Here is an 18,931-nt window from a genome sequence, read left to right on the forward strand (position 1 = left end):
TCATACCTGTAAACGAAACAATAATTGTGTATAAAATTCACTACCATGAAAACACTTAAAATTTCAATATTGGCATTAGCATTAACTCTTGGCGCACAGCTTGCAAAAGCACAGGTAAGGGTAGGCATAGGCATCAATTTGGGCACACCGGTACGTTATATAGAACGACCGGTAGTTTACGATGATTACGACGAACCCATAGTTTACGAACGCCCGGTTGTTTACAATAGATATTACAGCCGCCCGGTGGTTTACCGCAGCCGTTATTACAGCCGCCCGGTCTACCGCAACGTAGTTTACCGCGGCGACTACGGTTATAACAAAGGTCACGGTGGTGGTAATGGCTGGGGGCGCGGACATGGCGGTGGCAGAGGCCACGGCAAGCACTAAGCTTAAAAAGATATAATTTATAAAGCCTTTCGGTAACGAGGGGCTTTTTTTTAATGGTTTATCTTCAACCCGTTATTGCTTCGTATTTCGCAATGACGCGAGTATAAGGCGGGGTTATTACTGCTTTTTTAAAAAACCATTTAAAGCAGCCTGAGTAAACTCAGACAACACCAACTCACCGCTAATGGCGGCGCGTTCTATCAAAAGCTTATCCCAATCTTCGGTGCCCTCCCAAAGGATCTGTTTGAGGCCTATGAGGGCTTTAGGGTGGTAGGAGGCAAGCCGTTGGGTTAAGAGGGATAATGCTTCGTCTAATACTTTAGTGTTGGCGTAAACTTCGTTATATAAACCCTTTTCCATAGCCCATTGCGCCGATTGAAAATCTACCGCTCGGATGGTTAACTGCGAAAATGCCGGTAAGCCTATTTTACGGATAACGGCGGGGGATATCACAAACGGGCCAATGCCTATAGCCAGTTCGCTTAATTTTATGGAGGCAGCTTCGGTAGCCAAACAATAATCGGCAGCGGCGGCAAGGCCTACGCCACCACCCACGGCTTTGCCCTGTACACGGGCTATGATGATCTTGGGCGATTTGCGGCAGGCGTTGATCACATTGGCAAATCCTGAAAAAAATTTGGCACCTGCTTCTTTATCTTTTATCTGCAGCAGTTCGTCAAAACTGGCGCCCGCGCAAAAGGTGCGTTCGCCGGCGCTTTGCAATACAATTATTTTAGTTTGCGGGTCGGCGCTTGCCTGGTTTATTTTGTCGGTTAGTTCCTGCAGTAAAAGCGCAGGGAGTGAGTTTTGAGCGGGATGGTAAAAGCCAATGGTGGTTATGCCATTGGCGGCAATATTGCTAATTACGTTTCCGTTAGTGCTATCGGTTATCATTCGGCTGATATAAATACGTGGTAATATCCGCAATTTTAACGAACCTGCAAATTATAGGCAATAAACAAATAGCTAAGGCCCTAAGCCAGTGGTAATTCAAAATAAAATATTTATCCCTTGCACGGTTCGCTATATACACCCATGCTACCATTATGGTTGGTAATGATCTCGTGCGAAATATACAAGCCCATACCCAGGCCGCTGGTTATGTTCTTTTTATCTTCTACCGGGTAAAATCGCTCAAAAATACGGCTGCTTTGGTCTTTAGGCAGGCCGATGCCGTTATCGGTTACAGACACACTTTACCGTAGCTTCTAACGAGAACGCATAGGTCGGTAATAATAATACACAATGCGGTGCCGCTATCCAGTTCAAAAGCGCTTCCCTTTTTGCGGATATGTCTTATCCCCGGCCACGGTAAATGGCAGGAAAATACCCGGCTTTTATTATTAGCCAACTTTTCTGGTGTCTACCGTTGTTCTTTACCTGCAAGTGTAAAATCCGTGTCGAAAGTTACTCCCCATTCGGGATGTTCCAATAATAAGGCATGGTTATGTGAAATATCACCCATATAAATCAGGTCACCTCCGCTATTACTAAATTTACTTAAGGTATTACCGGGGGTGCGGCCTTTCAAAACCTCCACCATAAACAAATCAAATAAGGTGTCACCATCCTCGAAGAATTTAAGTCTGTCTTTTATCACCCCGAGAAATTTTGCAGCGTAACCGCCAGCTGGAAGTTGCATCACCCTGGCTTTTGCTCATATCAGGTTTTGTACCTGTCCAAAAATCGTATTCGGCCTGTATTCTTCTAATGCGGTACTGTGCCCAAGGTTTCCGCTATCGCTGCAAATGGTAGGGCCATGGTTGCGGCTGCTACTCCCGCACCTATGATGGCATCTCGTCTTTTCATTTTAGTGATATTTTTATTAAAACTAATCTTCACTTGCCGGTAAGGCAAGTAGGTGCTTTTTAGCGCCCTACTTACCAACACCATAGTTAAACTGATTATTAGGTATATAAAAAGAGAAATAAGCTCCTTCATCAAAAAGATCTATTTTCTTTTTACCCTGCAATATTTTATTTATAGCTTATGCAAATTTTGCCATAGTGGGAAGACTGTTCAATCTTGGTTAGTGCTTCCTTTACTTTCGCAAATTCAAATATGCCTCCGATGACCGGGTGTAAATTGGCGGTTTCAATTGCTTTATTCATCCTTACAAACATTTCTTTTGAGCCTACGTTTATACCTTGCAACTTTATTTGCTTGGACATAATCTTTGCTGTATCCAAATTTCCCTTCAATCCGTTAATTAAACCTATTATCGAGATAGTTCCATCCAAAGCAATGGCATCGATGGATTTATTAATATTGTCGCCTCCCACTACTTCGACAATGTGATCTACACCTTTGCCATTGGTAATATTCGATACCTCATCCTGCCAGTTTTGAAGATGCTTATAGTTAATCAAATGCTGTACGCCCATTTGCCTGGCCATTTGCAGCTTGTCATCGCTCCCGGATAGTAGGATTACTTTTGCACCTGCCATTAATGCAAATTGAGTTGAAAATAAAGAAACACCTCCGGTTCCCTGGATAAGAACAGTATTGCCTGGCTGTATCTTACCCTTTTCCATTAAAGAATGCCAGGCAGTAAGTGCGGCGCAGGGTAGTGTGGCAGCCTCTTCATCGGTAAGAAATGCCGGGACTGTTACGACCTCGTTTTCATTCAAAACAACATATTCCTGTAGCAGGCCGTCTCTGACCCTCCCTCCCAAAGGATTAACTAGCTTTTCCATGGTCATTGGGCCATCTATCCAGTTTGGGAAAAAAAGCCCGGCAACCCGGTCGTTTAAATTTACTGCCGTTACGTTTTCCCCGACTTCAATAATGGTTCCGACACCATCAGAAACTGGTATCCTTCCAATAGGGGGCCTCCAGTCTGCTATTCCTTTAACTACCAAAAGATCCCTGTAATTCAAAGACACAGCATTGATTTTAATTAAAACTTGATTTGCCAAAATTATCGGCCGATCTGTTTCAACCAAGCTTAAACTTGCAACGCTATATTCTTTTGTAATTTGATAAGTTTTCATACTCTAATGATTTGCCGTTTTAAAAAAGCTGACATAATTGGAGTTATATGCCTGTGATTAAAAATTATTCCCTTATTTGTAAAGACAAATGTATCTGTAAAATAAGCTTGGGTACCATGTTTTGCCCATTATGAGTTACTAATAAAAATGTGAGTATGAGCCAAAAAAAAATCAATTCAACAAACACTTTAAATGAGTTTTATCTTGAAGAACGATGCACCTTAAATAAGGTATTAAAAATTGTCGGGAAAAGGTGGGTTTCAGAAATCCTGCTATTAATAAAACAGGATGTTTCACGGTTTTCAAACTTAAAAGAATGTTTAAATGGAATTTCGGATAACGTACTTTCATCTGTATTAAACGAGTTAGTTAATAGTAAATTAATTGAAAAAGAAATATTAAAACAGATACCCCTACGAGTTGAATATCGAATTACGGAAAGTGGACTGGAACTGACGGATATAATGCATCAACTGTGTGCCTGGGGTAAAGTGCATATACCTTACGTAACTCGTATGAAGCCTGGTTTTAATTAAGGAGAAGCGTTACCTTTTTAAGGTATTTACCCTAAAAAAACTAGAACATTAGTTTTGGATAAATCCGGTAAGCTTAGAGGATAAGACAAAGTTTCGGGCAAACTACACTAAGTGAGTTTTCTAATAAGCTTGTTTTCAAACGTTTTAATAATGAATGGTTTAAGACCATATTAGCTCTGCAACACATACATAAACGGCATTCTTGGCCGCCAGTCTTTCATATTTTCAAAGCCAAACAGGCCGTTCACCTGTTGATGTTCCAGTGTATAATTTATCTATTCCGCAATGGTGAAAAATTAATACCGCTACGTGAAAATTATGATCGTGGATTAGCTATAATGGAACAAAAAAATTAATATTGTATAACATTGCCCGGCAAACCTTTTTAGCCGATACCTGCTTGGCCTATTTAAAACTGTTTTTTATACATTAAAAATGGAAAACAACGCTGACCAGAACGTGCAAACCGAAAATATTTTTAAGCTCATTGTAGAGCAATCGCCATCACCCGTAGGGCTGTATGTGGGGAAAGGTATGACCATCACCCTCGCTAACGATGCCATATTAAAGGTATGGGATAAGGACAGAACTGTAATTGGCAAAACCTTTCGCCAGGCCCTGCCCGAACTGGAGGGACAACCCTTCTTCGACATTCTCGACAAAGTTTACACCACCGGTATTGCATACGAAGCTAAAGCTGAGCGGGTAGACTTGCTATCTGGCGGGCAGCTTAAAACTTTTTACTTCAACTTTATATATCAGCCGCTAAAAAACGAAAAGGGCGAAGTATTTGGCATATTAAATACAGCCAATGATGTTACCGAACTGGTCCTCACCCGTAAAAAACTGGCCGAGAATGAGGAACGGGTGCGTTTCGCGCTCGGGTCGGCACAGCTGGGTACCTGGGATATGGACCCGGTTAACGAATTGGTTACCTGGGATGAACGCTGCAACCAACTACATGGTTATGCCAGCAGCGAGGTTTTGGCATACAACGATGTGCTAAAGAGCATCCACCCGGAAGACCGCGCCACTATAGAACGAAAAGTTAATAAAGCGCTTGATTGTAAAGGAGACGGTAATTACGATTGCGAATTTAGGACCGTTAGTGCAATTGATAAGCAGGTACGGTGGCTGCGTGGCAAAGGTAAGGCCTATTTTGATGCCGAAGGTAAGTGCACCCGTTTTGCAGGTACCGTGCTTGACATTAGTGCCGAGATCCGTGATAAAGAAGAACAACAGCGGCTGATAACACTGATAGATAATACATCCGACTTTATTAGCCTGAGCGATAATGACGGTAATGTTACTTATGTAAACGCCGTTGGCCGTAAAATGGTTGGTTTGGAGGATGGTGATAAGCTGCCCCATAACTCGGAATTTATTATGCCGGGCGAACTGGATAAGCTAAAAAACAATATCAATGTAGCTTTAACCAAACAAGGTAAATGGAACGGCGAGGTGCTGTACCGCAATTTTAAAACAGGCGAGGCTATCCCGGTTCATGGTACGTCGATGTTTATATACGATACTAACGGTAACGCCCGGGGCCTTGCTACCATAGCCCGCGATCTTCGGGGAGAAATAGCAAGCAAACAGGCTCTTATTGATAGCGAACACCTGCTGCAAAATATTACCAGTGCATCGCCTACAGCCTTATGGATGTCTGACGACCATGGCAATATTACTTATGCCAACAAAACCTGGACCGACTGGACAGGCCAATCTAACGAAGAAGTTTTAGGCAGAGGATGGCTGAAATGTATTTTAGATGAAGACCGCGACCGCGCCGCCGAAAAATTCCTCGAAGATTTAAAAGCGCAATGCTCTTACGAGGTTGATTTTAGGATTAAGCATAAGGATGGCAGCGTGCGCTGTTGTATCGCCACGGGCAACCCGCAATATAATATTAATGGTGTTTTTAGGGGATACATTGGTGCCTGTACCGATGTTACCGAGAAAACCATTACCGATATTGAACTACAGTTAAAGAACAGCGAGCTTAACGACCAGATAAAGCAGTTTGAGTTTGTGACCGATTTTATGCCCGTGCAATTATGGACGGCCAAACCAAACGGCGAACTGGATTATGTGAACCAGCAAACCCTCGATTTCTTCGGCTTGCCAATGGAAGAGATTATTGGTGATAAATGGGCGAATAATTTACACCCGGACGACCGCGACGGCTGCATTGCAGCATGGATGGAAGCCCTGACGAGTTTAAGCCTTTATCAATACGAGTTTAGGTTACTGGATAAGAACGGCGACTATAAATGGCACCTGGTGCGCGCTTTACCGTTTAGTTTAGATGGCGAAATTGTGCGCTGGTTTGGTACCAATACAGATATTGACGAGCAAAAACAAATGCAGCGCCAAAAAGACGATTTTTTGGGTATTGCCAGCCACGAATTAAAAACCCCCGTTACAAGTATAAAAGCCTATGCGCAGGTACTTGGCGCCATGCTAAGTAAAGAAGGCGAGGAGAAAAAAGCCGCCATGGTAATGAAGATGGACGCCCAGCTAAACCGCCTCACCAACCTTATTGGCGACCTGCTGGATGTTACCAAAATAAACTCCGGTAGGATCCTGTTCAATAAAACCTGGTTCGATTTTAACCAGGTGATACAGGAGAACGTGCAGGATATGCAACATACCACCCACAAACACACCCTGGTGATGGATTTTAAGGACGCCGGTGAGATCTATTCTGACACAGAACGCATAGGGCAGGTAATTACTAACCTTATTACCAACGCCATTAAATACTCGCCGCAAAGCAACCTTATTATCATCAGTACCGAGCGGGATGACAAAATGGTAACTGTTAGCGTGGAGGATTTTGGTATTGGCATACCCGATGATAAGAAAGAGCTCGTGTTTGAACAGTTCTACAGGGTAAGCGGGAGCAAGCAACATACTTTCCCCGGTTTGGGGTTAGGATTGTACATCTCCAATGAGATAATAACACGCGAAGGCGGCAGGATGTGGGTAAACAGCACAGAAGGAAAAGGGTCTACTTTTTGCTTCTCGTTACCTGTTGATATAAATGAAACGAAATAATTATTTAATAACAAGTTAAAAGCGCGAGCAGTTTTGGATTCAAAATTGCGCAGATATAAGCCAGATGCCCAAAAAGATAATGATAGCCGATGACGACCCGGGGATAGTGGACGCGATAGAGATGATGCTCGAGTTTGAGGGCTACAGCGTAACAACTACCGTTGATGGTGCCACCGTGCTTGATATGAAAGAAGAACTGCCCGACCTGTTGCTGCTAGACATTTGGATGAGCGGAGAGGACGGCCGCGACATTTGCCGCAAACTAAAATCAGAAACCCTTACTAAAAATATACCGGTCATCATAATCTCTGCCAGCCGAGACATTGCCTCATCGGCCATGGCCGCCGGTGCCGACGATTTCCTGGCCAAGCCATTTGAGATGGATGTACTGCTACAGAAAATAGAAAAGCTAACCCATTAAGGTTAGCTTTTTTTATGGAATAATATTAAAAAAGCACGTCATTGCGAGGCACGAATCAATCTCTTTGGTACGAGCGGCTCTGTAAGTCGGGGATTGCTTCGTACCAATGACGCGTGAGGTATGCTTAATCCTGCTTTTTAAAATCTTCGCCGTTAGTTAACGGGCGTTGGGAGGGCGCTTTGTACTTATCCTCACTTCTCCAAGCCTCGTAATTTAGCCCCGGCGTAAGCCAGTACAACAACGCCACTCTTGAGTACCTATAATTAAACGGAGATAACAAAAATATCACACCCAACAATACCCCAACATATACCCAGGGAGAATTAGAGCCTGTTAACATGTGCAGGCCTACCGCAAAGGTTACCATTTCGGCAACATTAAAGGCGTAGCTTACAAACATGGCTACGTACCAGTACCCAGGTTCGCGCTCGTAGTGCAGGCCACAGTGCGAGCATCGCTCGTGCATTTTTTGGCCTCCAAAACTGTAGGTAGGTGTACTGTAAATATCGCCACGGCGGCAGCGAGGGCATTTGGCCTTTATAAATGCTTCTAAAACGTGTACCTCTTTGTCGGGTTTTATATCAGATGGTGTCATTGAGCTATGGGGTTTTGCGGAAATCCTCGGGGGTAAGTCCGTTATGTTTTTTAAAAAATTTGGTAAAGTAGGAGTTATCGGCAAAGTTAAGTTTGGCGGCTATTTCGGTAATGTTGAGGTCGAGGTTTATAAGCAATCTTTTGGCCTCCAGTATCACGCGGTTGCGAATCACTTCGCCTGCCGAGATCCCCAGCATATCGTTACACAACGCATTTAAATGGTTAGGGGTGATGTACAACAAGGCGGCATAATCTTTTGGTAAACGCAGGGTGGCGAAGTTTTTATCCGTTAACTTCCTGAAGCTTTGCAGCAAGGTGTAGTTATAAGTGGGTGCAGTACTTTGGCTGCTATGCGCGCTTTGCCTTGCCACTAAAATAAACAATTGCAGCATCAGCGTGCGGATCATATCCATCCCCATGCGGCTAATTTCGCTGCTCTCTTGTATCAATTGCTCAAACAGGGCTACTGTCTGCTGGTGTACTTCGGGTTTCAGGTTTATTACTTCATCGTCTACATTGCCGGTAAAAAATGGCAGGCTTTCCAAATAATCGGGCCGTAATAAAAATGACTGGAAAAACTCTGCCGAAAAATTGATAATGTAGCCATCAACCGGGCCCTCAAAATCCCAGCGGTGTACCTGGCCGGGCACCATAAAGTAAATTTGATAAGGCTTAACCGGGAAGCCGGTGAAATCAATAAAATGGCTGCCGGCGCCTTCGGTAAATAATACCACGTGGTAAAAGGTATGCTTATGCGGCAGGCTCAGGTTCTGATGTTTTTGCAGATATGGCGCAAACCGGCTCATAAGCAGGTCGTTGTGCTGATGATCAGCTAACGAACATATATCATAAACAGGGAACACCTTTTTCATGCTACAAAGATACTTAACTATTACCTTGGGCGATGGTGTTGGATGTGGTTGTTGTGGTGTTTTTTACTGATTGTGATAACAATCACTTTTTTACCACAAAGGAAAAAACATGAAACCACAAAGCACACAGAGAAAAGCTTTGTGCCTTTTGTGAAAAAACTTCGTGTCCTTTGTTGTTAATCATCGCAAATAGATAATCTTTATTAATTTCACCATCTCTAACAAAACAAAATGCAAAAGCCCGATAGCCTTATTTTTGATATGGACGGTACCCTTTGGGATGCCGTTGACACATACGCCCACTCCTGGAATGTTGTTTTCGCCGAACTGGGAATTGACAAAACCATCACCCGCGATGTTTTGGCCGGGATGGTGGGTATGGAAGGCAAAAAGGTGATAGAGATATTGATGCCAGAGTTTGACCACGATAAACGCATTGAAATTTACGGATTAGTGAATGGCCGCCGCCACAACCTGATCGCAGAAAAAGGCGGTATTTTATACGATGGTGTTAAGGACGGCCTGAAGCTGCTTGCCGAAAAGTACCCGCTGTTTATATTGAGTAACTGTGCTAAGGGTATCATTCGCCAGTTTATTGACTGGGCAGGGATTGACGACCTGATTAAAGACGAGCTGGCCCACGGTGTAAACTTTATGCCCAAAAACCACAACATAAAATTGCTGATGGATAAACACGGATTGAAGACCTCTGTATACGTTGGCGATACCGAAGGCGACGGCCAGCAAAGCCGCCTGGCAGGCATTCCATTTGTGTTTGTAAGCTACGGTTTTGGTACAACGGAGGATTACGACCTGAAATTCGACGATTTTACATCGCTGGTTAACTATTTTATAAATTTATAAGCTGCCAATATGTTAGCTTTATATCAAATTTAAATATCATGAAAGGTCGCGTTTTAACAATTATATTTTTGGTTTTTGCAGTGGTAATTACCGGCGTGGTTTACTACCGCTATTATTTTGTTTTTGGCGAAGGCACCAAGGCCGGCACCATGAATTATTTTGTGAAAAAAGGCTATATGTTTAAAACCTACGAAGGCCGGTTGATCCAAAGCGGTATCCGTAGCCAAACACAGGGTAATATCTCTTCAAACGAATTTATGTTTTCGGTAACCGACGATAAAGTTGCTGATAAACTTAACCACAGCGCTGGCGCCATGCTGGAACTTCATTACAAAGAATATTTGCACACGCTGCCATGGCACGGGGTAAGTAATTTTGTGGTTGATAGTGTGATGTCGGCAACGCCTACTGCACCGTAAGCAGATACGTGTTTAATCCAATCCGTTATCGCTTCGTGCCTTGCAATAACGCTTCTTTTATTTCTAAAACAACGGATCTGCCTTCCCTGAGTTTTGCGTGATGATCTTGCTTAAATTATACTGCCTTTCCGCTTCATCATCACCTTTAATACGGCCCTTGTTAAACAACCCTTCCAATACCTCTCGGGTTTGTTGCAAGTGGGTAGCTTTGTCCGTTTGGGGTTCAAACTCATCCATTTTGGCAGCTACTTGCGGGGCGGTGGCGTATTCTAAGTGAGCCAGGGCAAATACCACGTTATCCTGCAAAGAAGCGCCTGCATCGTACTTATGTGGTACGTGCAGGGGCTTGTAAACTTTTAAAAAATCCTGATCGGGGCTATCCATAATTAAGTTACTTGTTTATAGGTATCGCGAAGGGCTTTAATGGCATCATGCGCTATTTTTAAACCATTTAAGTGGTTGGTAAGCAGGGTAGATACTTTAGCATCCTCCCATATCAGTTCTTTATCATCTAAAGCTTTACGGTAAGCAGCTTTGGCAACATCTTCGCCAAATTCACAGTCGGATAATATCGAGTAGTTATCTTTTTTGGCAAATGCTGATTTCATATCTATCCATGCATGATGCACTTTCCCCGAAAGGGTTGTACCATCTGTAGGTGAGCCCCCCAACAAGTGAATGTAATCGTTAAGCTCGTTGACGGAGCCACGGCTTTGATCTATATAGCCCTCAAAAATCAATTTTAACGAGGCATCTTCTAATCCATCAACGGCTTTTTCATAGCCTTCAACGCGGTCGTTATTTATTTTGATCAAATCGTTCAGTGCGCCAATCTGGTGTTGTATGTGTTGTAATGTCCCCATGTTAGTATCTGTTTATACTTTCTGAACATATTGTGGAAGTTAAATGTTTTAAGTTTGTAGAAAATTTAAGCTTAATATTCAATCACGTCATTGGGAGCGATAACATTGTTTTTTGGCTCACCTTTGAAGAAGGCCGGGTGCGGCCTCTACTCATACAACTTCTGCTCCTCTGTATAATAAGTCTTCCGCGATTTTTCATCGATGAGGATGGGCGCACCTTTGGGGCTGTGTTTTTTCTTAGCGTTGTGGATCAGCATAAAATCTCGGATCTCGCCGGCAATAATATCGGGGTTGGCTTTGATGATTTCCTTTTCGGCATTCTTCAGCACTTCGTGGATGGATCTTACCAGGTCTTTAACCTTATCGGCAGGGATCTTGTTACTAACCGAGAAAGGCGAAATGCGGGCATCCCACAGGATCTCATCGGCGTAGGCGTTACCAATGCCGCGGATTATCTTTTGATCAAGCAATACGGTTTTAACGTTGGTTTTCTTTTTGCCGATAATGCCTTTCAGGTAATCCAATCCGGCATTTTCAGATAATGCATCCGGCGCGTCTTTAGCTTCGGGGTTAAGGGTGGGGGCGGCAATACCTTGAAAATCTGTTAGCACCAAGCCGGTGTCATCAGTAAATAAAAGTTCGATGATGGGGTATTTGTTATCGTTTTCGCCTTCAAACAAAAATAGTTTGCCGTGCAGCATCAGGTGCAGGCCAAGCACATCGCCCTTGCTAAATTTAAAGAACAGCTCCTTACCATCGCGGTAAACCGACGATAGCTTTTGGCCATGCAGGGTGTTCTGCAGTTCTTTATGGGTAACGTTTAGCTTCGGCGCTTTATGTATGGTAACTTCCTTTACGGTTTTGCCGTTCAGTTTTTTATCGAGGTTATGGCTGAAGACTTGCAGATCGGGTAGTTCGGGCATGGTTTTGAGTATTATTGGTATGCTAATGTAAAAGCTTAATGGTATATAAAACAATAGCCTTTATTAAAAGTTGTAAACTAAATCTATAATAATAACGTAATTGTTATAGAAGATTTAATAACCACGTAAAATGCCACATATAGCAGCAGTTTCTAAAATTGACCTTCCTGATAAAACCAACCAGCAGGACGTAAAGGCCCAGGCGCGCGAAATGTTCAGTAAAGATTTCCCGCAGGCCGACCGGCTGATGCCGGCGTTTGACAATACAGGCATTTTAACCCGTAATTTTGTAAAACCACTGAGTTATTATGCGGAAACCACCACTTTTAAAGAGCGTAACGACGAGTACATCCGGTTATCATTACAATATTCGGTACAAGCGGTTGAGGGCGTAATAACTAAAGCAGGTATTGATAAAGACGATATTACGGATATTATCTTCATCTCTACCACCGGCCTTGCAACACCAAGTATCGATGCGCTCATCATTAACCAAATGCACTTAAACCCGCATATAAACCGAACGCCGGTTTGGGGATTAGGATGCGCAGGCGGCGTGTCTGGCATGGCAAAAGCTAATTTGGCAGCAAAGGCAAATCCGGATGCGGTTGTGCTTTTGGTAGCGGTTGAATTATGTTCGCTCACGCTCATCAAAAGCGATTATAGTAAGAGCAATTTCATAGGGTCGAGTTTATTTTCAGATGGTATAGTGGCCTGCATCATCAAAGGCGATAATCACAAACAACCAAAACAACTGCTTAGCATAAAAGCAGCCAGCAGCAAGCTATATTATGATTCGCTTGATGTAATGGGCTGGGATTTTAGGGAAGATGGTTTTAAGGTGGTATTTTCCAAAGATATCCCGACATTCATCCACACCAACATCAGCCAGGATATTGAAGATTTCCTGGAGAAGCAAGGGCTTAAGCTGAGCGATATTAAGAATTTTATCTTCCATCCCGGTGGTAAAAAAGTGTTGGATGCTTACGTAGATGCCTTGCAGATAGAAGGCGATTTTTTAAAGAATACCCGCGAGGTGATGAATGACAACGGCAACATGAGCAGCGTTACCGTACTATACGTGCTGGAAAAATTTGTAGCAACCGGCTTTGCCGATGGCTACGGCCTGATGCTGGCTATGGGCCCCGGCTTTAGCAGCGAGATGGTGTTACTGGATATGAAAAACTAAACCGATGATATTTATTGTATTTATCCTGTTCCTGATCTTTCAGCGCCTTGCCGAGCTTTACGTTTCTTCCAAAAACGAGAAATGGCTTTTAAAGAACGGTGCTGTAGAGTATGGGAAAGAGCATTACCCGTTTATGGTTACCATGCATACGCTGTTTATCATTGCTGTTATTGCCGAATACATGTGGCGGGATAATACCGTGGTAAGTTACCCGCTCATTGTGTTGTTTTTTGTGCTGATCGTGATCAAAACCATCGTAATATCTACCCTCGGCCATTACTGGAATACCAAGATCTATAAAGTTCCCGGCACACGCCCTGTTGCCACGGGTATCTATAAATACATTAAGCACCCCAACTATATTATTGTGATACTGGAGATAGCAATTATCCCGCTGGCCTTTGGTTTATATTATACGGCAGTGGTATTTACTTTGCTGAATACCGCCATGCTTTATGTACGCATTAAAAAGGAGAACAAGGTTTTGGCGATGTGATGGTATGTTTCGTTTATTAAAATAGTTTAACCACCACAAAATTTTTGATCTGTTTGTGTATCAAAGCAGTAACGCGGCTATCCAAATCAAACACAAACTAAAACTGATCATCGCAGTAGCAGCAACTGTTATGCTATCTGCTTTTACCATCGCCACAACATCTAAAAAAGCCCTGCTGATACTATGATCAGCAGGGCTTTTGCTTTAGCATTGAAGCCTACTGCTGGCCTAACAGCGCTGAAAACTTGGTTTCGTAATCTTTTAATTGTGCATCCAGCTTGTTGCCAACTGCGGTTTGTTTGGCGGTTTTGGCGTACTCGCTCATGCCGTTTAAAACCTGCATGCCAATTTGTACATCGCGGCTGTTTACTCGGTTGGCGTTGTCTTTTAGCAGGTAGTAGTTATAATCCAACTGGTCAACCAAAAACTTATCTACGTTGGCTACAAATTTGTTGCCCAGCCTGGCATCACCTAACTGGTAAGCTAACTGCGCCAGGAACATTTTACGGGCGGTAACATCTATGTACGGGTACAGGTCTTCCGGTAATTCGTCATCGCACTTGTGCAAAACTTTTAGTGCCATATCCGGTTGGCCTTCTTTTATCAGGTTTTGGGCGAGGTCTAAAAAGGTGGTTAGCATTACGGGGTAAAACATATTGGTCGACTCATGGTCTAAATACTTAGCCGTTTTAAATTTGCCGAATTTAAACTTGTTCATCACGTTATCGTACATCACCAAACTGTTGGTTTTGCTCAGCTGATCTTTATTGGCAGTATCGGCTTTAAGTGGCAGTAAACGGTACGTGAAGCCCTCTTTATACAAGTATGGCTGTAAGCCTATCAGGTTGCTGTTACCAATGGTGGTGGTAAAACAGATAGGCCTTTTCCAATCGTTATGGGCCAAAATATCAAGCAGGGCAAGGTTATCTTTAGTTACATAGTTGGAAGTATATTTCCACTCCATGGTGGTAGCTAACCGGCTTTTTTGCCCGGGCGTTATCACCTTGTTCTTCATCACATCATCGGGGTTGATAGTTAGTTTGAAGCTTTTTGTAGGCAGGTAATTAGCGCTCTCGCCGGCCTGGTTCTGGCCTTGCACGTTCTTATCGTCGCTTGTCAGGAAATCAAATACCTCTTTAAGTTCAACCGGGCCGTTGATCTTGCCATCGCTAAAATAGATCACGTCCCTAACGCCATCCTTATATTTATCAAAAGGCATGGTAATAGGCAATGGCTCGGAGTTGTTCATTTTCCTCTGCATCTGGCGGATGTACCAGTCGCCGCTAAACAGGCTCAGGTTCACAATGCGTACATCCGGGCGGATGCCTTCCACTTCCTGGTCGTACCAAAGCGAATAGGTATCGTTATCACCATAGGTGAACAAAATAGCGTTTGGCGGGCACGAGATGAGGTAGTTATACGCCATATCGTGCGCGGTCATCTTGGTAGAGCGGTCGTGGCCAGGCCATTCTTTAAAGGCCATTAGCACCGGCGCTGCCAGTAAACAAATGCCCGTAGCAATATACGCTGCTGTGCGGGCATTAACCTTGCGGCTTATCCCGTCTGCAATGGCAATAACGCCAAGGCCTATCCAAATGGCAAACGCGTAGAACGAACCTACGTACGAATAATCCCTTTCGCGGGGCTGTACACTGGGCTGGTTCACATAAAGCACTACTGCTAATCCTGTAAAGAACCACAGCAGGGCAATGATCAATGCGTCTTTCTTTTTACGTTCGAAATGGTAGATCATCCCTATCACACCCAAAATAAACGGCAGGGCGTAAAGCGGGGTGTAAGTAGGGCTATCCACTATATACTTTGGTAAATGCCTGCCTCCGTCTAAGATCCCGCTGGTCCAGTTACCGTCAATGCTTTCGGTGCTTTGTTGGCCATCCTGGTCGTTATAGCGGCCAACGTAGTTCCACAAAAAGTAGCGGAAGTACATCTGGTAAACCTGCCAGCTGGCCATCCATTTAACATTATCGGCAAAGGTTGGTTTTTCGCTTTCGGGCAGTTGCAGCCAGCCACGGTAAAACTGCACGTCGCTTGGGTCGGTGCTGTACATACGCGGCAAAAGGGTGGTATGGTCGTAATCGTAGGTTGACCGTTTACCGGCAATTTCATATTTGGTGGCACCCTTGCGGTAAATGGTGCTGCCTTCGTGCTGGTCGGTGATCTGGGCGTCAAAGTAAGGGCCGCTTAATAGCGGGTTTTCGCCGTATTGGATGCGGTTTAAGTACCCGTAAAGGGTGAAGGCATTATCCGGGTGCGAATTATTTAAATTAGTATTTGCCGTTGCCCTGATAGGGATATAAGCGAATGAACCATAACCAAAATAAATGAACGCGATACACAAAAATATTAGGTTAAGTACCGGCTTGTTTTTACGGATGCTGTACATAATGCCGAAAACAATGGCGGCGATAAGCAACACGAAAAAGAACAATGCGCCGCTGCCAAAACCAAGGCCAAGCGTGTTCACAAAAAACAGATCGAAAAACGCGGCGAATTTAATAGTATAGCCCCTGATGCCGTACTGTACAAAACCAAGTATGGCTATACTTACCAAAAAAGCGATAATGGCGCTTTTGGCAGTCACGTTTTTATACCTGCGGAAGTAATATACCAGCGCGATAGCCGGGATAGTAAGCAAGTTTAACAGGTGGATGCCTATAGAAAGCCCCATTACGTAGGCGATAAAAATGATCCATTTATCGGCACCGGGTTCATCTGCATGGGCATCCCATTTCAATATCGCCCAAAAAACAACAGCAATACAAAGCTGTGATAACGCGAACACGATGGTTTCTACCGCCGAAAACCAAAATGTATCGGTGTAGGTAAAGGCCAGCGCACCCACAAGGCCCGCGCCCATAATAACGGTGGTTTGTGCGTCGCCGAAAGACTTTTCGCGCCCGGTAAACATTTTTTTAGCTATAGCGGTTATGGTCCAAAACAGAAACATTACCGAAGCCCCGCTGGCAATGGCCGACCCCATATTGGTAAAGTAGGGCACTTTGGTATTATCGCCCAGGGATAATAACGAGAAAACCTTGCCCAGCATGGCAAATAAAGGGTAGCCCGGCTGGTGCGATACCTGCAGCCTGTATGCGCACGAAATAAATTCGCCACAATCCCAAAAACTTACTGATGGCTCTAATGTTAAGATGTAGGTTGCTGAAGCGATAACAAAGCAAAGCCAGCCAAAAAGGTTATTAATTTTATTGTATTGCATCCTTAAACGGGTATAGTTAAGCGCGGCAAATATCAGTATTTTTTGTAGCTTGACAGATATATAATATAGCTAAGCTTATAAATTTAACAGAAATTAACGCTTTGGCTACACCCAATGCTCTACAAAGGAGAGGACTTTTAAAAATTTACAAAACCCTTTCCTTTGGTGAGGGCAGGGTGAGGCTAATTTAATAATGCCTTAAATTTTAATGTTACAATAAATAACACTTATTTTGTTGCGTATGCAAAAAAACTATACAAGGCTGGCGGGTAAAGTTTCTTTACTGTTGTGCATCATTATGTTATCCGTTACGGTAATTAAGGCCCAATCTGTTTACCTGCCGCAATCTTATCAGTTTTATCAAAAGTTTAATGCCGATGTTTATTCGAAAGGCAGCAGTATGCATACTGCCCTGCGCCCTTTTTTAATTGACAGCACACTGCAAGGCCGTTACGATCAACTGATGAATGTTGGGGTTGACAGCAGCCGCAAAAACTGGTTCCTGCGCAAATTATTTAACGAACACCTGATAGCTGTAAAAGCCAGAGATTTTACTTTTTACGGCGACATCCTTTTAGAAAACACCTTCGGGCACGATTTTAATGACAAAACTACCACACCTGTAAACTTTAAGCCCATAGGTTTTGGGCCAAATTCAAGGATCGGCTTAAACACCCGTGGTTTCCAATTTGGCGGTACAGTGGGTACAAAATTCTCGTTCTACACCAGCGCTTATGAGAACCAGGCGGCCTTCCCTAATTATTTTACCGATTACGTAAAACAAATAAGCTTTATCCCGGGCCAGGCATACGACCGCTTACCGGCAAAAAGCTACCGCGATTATTCGTATGCTACCGCTATACTGTCATACACCCCATCTAAATACCTCAACTTTACCCTTGGGCAGGATAAAACCTTTATTGGCGATGGTTACCGGTCGATATTACTGTCGGACAATACGGCCCCGGCCCCCTTGTTACGCGTTACAGCCAATGTTGGTAACGTACAGTACATGATCATGTGGACATATATGCAAGACCATAACCTGCCCAAGTTTGATACCTTCGGCAACAACCGCCGCAAATGGGGCTTGTTCCATTATTTAGATTGGAACGTTAACAAGAGCCTGTCGCTGGGTTTCTTTAACGCTTACATAGCGCCGGAGGCAGATGCCAAAGGCAACCGCCGCGGTTTTGATGTTAACTTTATTAACCCTATCCTTTTTTCGAGCAGTTTAGGCCCCTCATCGCAGCCGGGTAATGCCTTAGTTGGGTTTACCGGTAAGTATAAGATATTTGATAAGACCGCCATTTATGGCCAGTTCCTTATCGACAGGTTTAAGGGCGATAACTTTTTCAAAAGCAACAATACCGATAACACCAACGGCTTCCAGTTGGGTATCCGCGGGGCGGATCTTGCAGGCGTAAAGGATTTAAATTACCTGTTGGAGTACAACACCGTTAAACCATATACCTATTCAAACACAAACGCTTTAAGTGCATATACTTATTACAGCCAGCCACTGGGCGATCCGTTTGGGGCTAACTTTAGGGAGCTTACAGGCATCATGAACTACAGCGCGGGCAGGTTCGATTTTCAGGGCCAGCTGATGTACGCCAAATATGGCCTGGATGCCGCGGGGGATAACAATGGTAAGGATGTTACCAAACCATACGCGCCAACCCTTACCACCAATACGGTAGGCCAGGGCATTGGCACCAACCTGTATTATGCCGAGGGCACAGTATCATTTATGGTAAACCCCAAATACAATATGCGCCTGGAACTTAACGGTATCTATCGCAGAGAATCAAACACCCTGGCAACCAAAAACGCTACCATTATTTCCTTCGGATTGAGAAGCAGCTTCAGGAACCTGTATCACGATTTTTAGACCTTGCGGTTGGGTTAACCTTCGTCCACGCAGGGTCTTCTGAAAGAGACCCTGCGCACGTATGCAAGGCATCGCAGGGTCCACGATGTGAGCCCCTGCGGCGACATGAATTTCTCATCTGTCGAAATAATATGCCTCTGTGTTTTTTGTGCTTTTTTCCTATGTGTACTCTGTGGTTA

20 protein-coding genes are annotated in these 18,931 nt (G+C 43.8%); 10 read left to right on the top strand and 10 right to left on the bottom strand.

The genetic code is table 11. The features are described 5' to 3' along the window. Nucleotides 1–45: 45 nt before the first annotated feature. Entirely contained in the window at nucleotides 46–390 is a 345-nt protein-coding gene (locus NAF17_RS12085; protein ID WP_252758246.1) for a hypothetical protein, read from the top strand. Between the two features lie 117 nt (nucleotides 391–507). Here the strand turns inward: NAF17_RS12085 and NAF17_RS12090 are convergent, their stop codons facing one another. The 4 genes from NAF17_RS12090 to NAF17_RS12105 all read right to left on the bottom strand — a co-directional run bounded on the left by NAF17_RS12090 (nucleotide 508) and on the right by NAF17_RS12105 (nucleotide 3,383). After that, a complete protein-coding gene (locus NAF17_RS12090) occupies nucleotides 508–1,284 on the bottom strand; it encodes an enoyl-CoA hydratase/isomerase family protein (protein ID WP_252758247.1) in 777 nt (258 codons plus the stop codon). A gap of 110 nt (nucleotides 1,285–1,394) precedes the next feature. Then, on the bottom strand, nucleotides 1,395–1,583 hold the full coding sequence (locus NAF17_RS12095; RefSeq protein ID WP_252758248.1) for a sensor histidine kinase: 189 nt from the start codon (nucleotides 1,581–1,583) through the stop codon (nucleotides 1,395–1,397). 170 nt (nucleotides 1,584–1,753) lie between these two features. Continuing rightward, a complete protein-coding gene (locus NAF17_RS12100) occupies nucleotides 1,754–2,032 on the bottom strand; it encodes an MBL fold metallo-hydrolase (protein WP_252758249.1) in 279 nt (92 codons plus the stop codon). 334 nt (nucleotides 2,033–2,366) lie between these two features. Then, nucleotides 2,367–3,383 (bottom strand): zinc-dependent alcohol dehydrogenase family protein, encoded by a 1,017-nt coding sequence (locus tag NAF17_RS12105; RefSeq protein WP_252758250.1) that lies wholly within the window; start codon nucleotides 3,381–3,383, stop codon nucleotides 2,367–2,369. 155 nt (nucleotides 3,384–3,538) lie between these two features. Between NAF17_RS12105 and NAF17_RS12110 the strand changes: the two genes are divergently transcribed. The 3 genes from NAF17_RS12110 (at nucleotide 3,539) to NAF17_RS12120 (ending at nucleotide 7,400) form a co-directional block, all read left to right on the top strand. Then, a complete protein-coding gene (locus NAF17_RS12110; protein ID WP_252758251.1) occupies nucleotides 3,539–3,919 on the top strand; it encodes a winged helix-turn-helix transcriptional regulator in 381 nt (126 codons plus the stop codon). A gap of 435 nt (nucleotides 3,920–4,354) precedes the next feature. Beyond that, nucleotides 4,355–6,979, top strand: coding sequence for a PAS domain S-box protein (locus NAF17_RS12115; protein WP_252758252.1), 2,625 nt, complete (start codon nucleotides 4,355–4,357; stop codon nucleotides 6,977–6,979). Between the two features lie 64 nt (nucleotides 6,980–7,043). Further along, nucleotides 7,044–7,400, top strand: a complete 357-nt coding sequence (locus NAF17_RS12120; RefSeq protein ID WP_252758253.1) for a response regulator — start codon at nucleotides 7,044–7,046, stop codon at nucleotides 7,398–7,400. A 124-nt stretch (nucleotides 7,401–7,524) separates the two neighbouring features. Here the strand turns inward: NAF17_RS12120 and NAF17_RS12125 are convergent, their stop codons facing one another. Next, nucleotides 7,525–7,995: a DUF983 domain-containing protein gene (locus tag NAF17_RS12125; protein ID WP_252758254.1), complete on the bottom strand. Its 471-nt coding sequence runs from the start codon at nucleotides 7,993–7,995 to the stop codon at nucleotides 7,525–7,527. Nucleotides 7,996–7,999: 4 nt separating this feature from the next. Further along, nucleotides 8,000–8,866 carry an AraC family transcriptional regulator gene (locus NAF17_RS12130; protein WP_252758255.1) on the bottom strand — a complete coding sequence of 289 codons (867 nt, stop codon included), beginning with the start codon at nucleotides 8,864–8,866 and terminating at the stop codon, nucleotides 8,000–8,002. Between the two features lie 231 nt (nucleotides 8,867–9,097). Here NAF17_RS12130 and NAF17_RS12135 point away from each other — a divergent pair, with 231 nt between their 5' ends. Together NAF17_RS12135 and NAF17_RS12140 are read left to right on the top strand one after the other, a co-directional pair. Then, nucleotides 9,098–9,730, top strand: a complete 633-nt coding sequence (locus tag NAF17_RS12135; RefSeq protein WP_252758256.1) for an HAD family hydrolase — start codon at nucleotides 9,098–9,100, stop codon at nucleotides 9,728–9,730. Nucleotides 9,731–9,768: 38 nt separating this feature from the next. Next, nucleotides 9,769–10,149, top strand: coding sequence for a hypothetical protein (locus tag NAF17_RS12140; RefSeq protein WP_252758257.1), 381 nt, complete (start codon nucleotides 9,769–9,771; stop codon nucleotides 10,147–10,149). A gap of 63 nt (nucleotides 10,150–10,212) precedes the next feature. On the opposite strand, the gene NAF17_RS12145 is transcribed toward NAF17_RS12140, so the two are convergent. From NAF17_RS12145 to NAF17_RS12155, 3 genes are all read right to left on the bottom strand, one after another. Then, on the bottom strand, nucleotides 10,213–10,533 hold the full coding sequence (locus NAF17_RS12145) for a hypothetical protein (protein WP_252758258.1): 321 nt from the start codon (nucleotides 10,531–10,533) through the stop codon (nucleotides 10,213–10,215). A gap of 2 nt (nucleotides 10,534–10,535) precedes the next feature. Continuing rightward, nucleotides 10,536–11,012: a ferritin-like domain-containing protein gene (locus NAF17_RS12150; protein WP_252758259.1), complete on the bottom strand. Its 477-nt coding sequence runs from the start codon at nucleotides 11,010–11,012 to the stop codon at nucleotides 10,536–10,538. A gap of 146 nt (nucleotides 11,013–11,158) precedes the next feature. After that, nucleotides 11,159–11,935 (bottom strand): DNA-formamidopyrimidine glycosylase family protein, encoded by a 777-nt coding sequence (locus tag NAF17_RS12155; protein ID WP_252758260.1) that lies wholly within the window; start codon nucleotides 11,933–11,935, stop codon nucleotides 11,159–11,161. Nucleotides 11,936–12,065: 130 nt separating this feature from the next. Between NAF17_RS12155 and NAF17_RS12160 the strand changes: the two genes are divergently transcribed. Genes NAF17_RS12160 through NAF17_RS18125 form a run of 3 tightly spaced genes read left to right on the top strand, consistent with a single transcriptional unit; the run spans nucleotide 12,066 to nucleotide 13,807 of the window. Next, on the top strand, nucleotides 12,066–13,124 hold the full coding sequence (locus NAF17_RS12160) for a type III polyketide synthase (protein ID WP_252758261.1): 1,059 nt from the start codon (nucleotides 12,066–12,068) through the stop codon (nucleotides 13,122–13,124). Nucleotides 13,125–13,128: 4 nt separating this feature from the next. Beyond that, nucleotides 13,129–13,620, top strand: coding sequence for an isoprenylcysteine carboxyl methyltransferase family protein (locus NAF17_RS12165; protein WP_252758262.1), 492 nt, complete (start codon nucleotides 13,129–13,131; stop codon nucleotides 13,618–13,620). 55 nt (nucleotides 13,621–13,675) lie between these two features. After that, the gene (locus tag NAF17_RS18125; protein ID WP_256474500.1) at nucleotides 13,676–13,807 is read left to right on the top strand and encodes a hypothetical protein; all 132 of its coding nucleotides are present in this window, start codon (nucleotides 13,676–13,678) and stop codon (nucleotides 13,805–13,807) included. 30 nt (nucleotides 13,808–13,837) lie between these two features. On the opposite strand, the gene NAF17_RS12170 is transcribed toward NAF17_RS18125, so the two are convergent. Further along, on the bottom strand, nucleotides 13,838–16,858 hold the full coding sequence (locus tag NAF17_RS12170) for a DUF2723 domain-containing protein (RefSeq protein ID WP_252758263.1): 3,021 nt from the start codon (nucleotides 16,856–16,858) through the stop codon (nucleotides 13,838–13,840). A 241-nt stretch (nucleotides 16,859–17,099) separates the two neighbouring features. Between NAF17_RS12170 and NAF17_RS12175 the strand changes: the two genes are divergently transcribed. After that, nucleotides 17,100–18,752: a capsule assembly Wzi family protein gene (locus tag NAF17_RS12175; protein WP_252758264.1), complete on the top strand. Its 1,653-nt coding sequence runs from the start codon at nucleotides 17,100–17,102 to the stop codon at nucleotides 18,750–18,752. The last annotated feature ends 179 nt before the right edge of the window (nucleotides 18,753–18,931 follow it).

The sequence above is a fragment of the Mucilaginibacter aurantiaciroseus genome (assembly GCF_024055595.1).
In the GTDB taxonomy this organism is placed as follows: Bacteria; Bacteroidota; Bacteroidia; order Sphingobacteriales; family Sphingobacteriaceae; genus Mucilaginibacter; species Mucilaginibacter aurantiaciroseus.